Annotated in this window: 2 protein-coding genes; one reads left to right on the top strand and one right to left on the bottom strand. The window is 69.9% G+C overall.

Annotation, left to right across the window (positions count from 1 at the left end; genetic code table 11):
* Positions 1-76: 76 nt before the first annotated feature.
* The gene (locus Q0C12_RS05525) at positions 77-883 is read right to left on the bottom strand and encodes an NYN domain-containing protein (protein WP_290887337.1); all 807 of its coding nucleotides are present in this window, start codon (positions 881-883) and stop codon (positions 77-79) included.
* 110 nt (positions 884-993) lie between these two features.
* On the opposite strand from Q0C12_RS05525, the gene Q0C12_RS05520 reads away from it, so the two are divergent.
* Positions 994-1,536, top strand: coding sequence for a phosphoribosyltransferase family protein (locus Q0C12_RS05520; RefSeq protein ID WP_290887334.1), 543 nt, complete (start codon positions 994-996; stop codon positions 1,534-1,536).
* Positions 1,537-1,574: the final 38 nt, after the last annotated feature.

Below are 1,574 nucleotides of genomic sequence, written 5' to 3'. Positions count from 1 at the left end.
CCGCCGTGGCGCCGCTGTTCCGCGCCGCGCTCGACGACGGGCCGGCGCCGCGGGCGCGCCGGCGGGTGGCGTCGGGCTAGGCCTTCAGGCGCACGTGTATGGTCTTGCTGCCGCCCGCGGTGCCGCGCTCCTGTACTTCGAACAGGGCCTTGTGCGCCTTGAGCAGGTCGCTGAGCTTCTTGTGGCCGTACAGCCGCGGGTCGAAGTCGGGGCGGATCTTGCTCAGGTAGCTGCCCACGGCACCGAGGTGGGCCCAGCCTTCGTCGTCGGTGGCTTCCTCGATCGCCTGCACCAGCAGCGCGCGCGGCAGCGCCGGCGTCGACGGTTTCTCGGGCTTGGCCGGCGCGGGGGCCTTCTTCGCCGCCTTTTTGGCGGGTGCGGCCGGGGCGGGCGGCGACGGCGCGGGCTCGGGTTCTCGGCGCAGCACTTCGGCGTAGATGAACTTGTCGCAAGCCTGCACGAACGCGTCGGGGGTTTTGCGCTCGCCGAAGCCGTACACCGTATGCCCTTCCTCGCGCAGCCGCTGCGCAAGGCGGGTGAAATCGCTGTCGCTCGAGACCAGGCAGAAGCCGTCGAAGCGGCGCGTGTACATCAGGTCCATCGCGTCGATGATCAGCGAGGAGTCGGTGGCGTTCTTGCCGCTGGTGTAGGCGAACTGCTGCACCGGCTGGATCGAGTGCTTCAGCAGCGCCTTCTTCCACTGCGTCTGCTGCGGCGAGGTGAAGTCGCCGTAGATGCGCTTGACGCTGGCGACGCCGTACTTGGCGACCTCGGCCAGCAGGCCCTCGATGATGGCGGGCTGGGCGTTGTCGGCATCGATCAGGACCGCCAGCAGGCGCTGGTCCTCGTCGGGCTCGGGCTTGCTGCCGTTGCGCTGCTTCATGGCGTGCTCCGGGGGGCCTGCGGCCATCCTACGAGCCACCCCGCCCCACCGCCACATGCGCGGCGACCTTGCGAGGCGCTAGGCTTGGCCATCCCTGCCCGGAGCCCGCCATGCCCGCCGACCGCTTCCGACTCTACGACGAAGCCGCCCTGGCGCCGGTGATCGACGACATGGCCCGGCAGGCCGCGCTGCTGCTCGACGCCACGCCCACGGTGCTGCTGGGGATGCTGCGCCGCGGCGCACCGCTGGCCGACCGCATCCTTGCGCGCCTGAAGGTGCACGCCCCCTGGGCCACCGTCGACCGGCTGGACCTGAAGGTCAAGCGCTACGCCGACAACCTGGAGCTGCTGCATCCGGAAACGGCGCTCGAAGCCCCCGCCAACGTCGACCTGCTCAACCGGCGGGTGATCGTGGTGGACGACGTGCTTTACCAGGGCTATTCGCTGATGCGCGTGTTCGAGTGGCTGGCAACGCAGAAGCCGGCGCACGTGCACGCCGCGGTGCTGGTGGACCGGCAGCGCCACCGCATGCCGATCCGCGCCGACATCACTGGTCTGACGCTGAAGATCGCGCCGGAGGATGTCATTGAGTGCAACGTGCCGCCCTACGAGGCGGATTTCGCCGTGGATCTCTGGCGCCCCGCGGCAGGCTGAAGCGCGCCCTCACCAATAGTGTAGGAGGGCCTTCAGGC

The organism is Arenimonas sp. (genome assembly GCF_022842045.1).
Taxonomy (GTDB): domain Bacteria; phylum Pseudomonadota; class Gammaproteobacteria; order Xanthomonadales; family Xanthomonadaceae; genus Arenimonas.
Note: the sequence above shows the minus strand (reverse complement) of the source record. Positions and strands in the feature narration are given on the sequence as shown.

Bases quoted from the DNA above. Each gene is read 5' to 3' on its own strand.
- Q0C12_RS05525 (WP_290887337.1), bottom strand. From the start codon at position 883: ATGAAGCAGCGCAACGGCAGCAAGCCCGAGCCCGACGAGGACCAGCGC.
- Q0C12_RS05520 (WP_290887334.1), top strand. From the start codon at position 994: ATGCCCGCCGACCGCTTCCGACTCTACGACGAAGCCGCCCTGGCGCCG.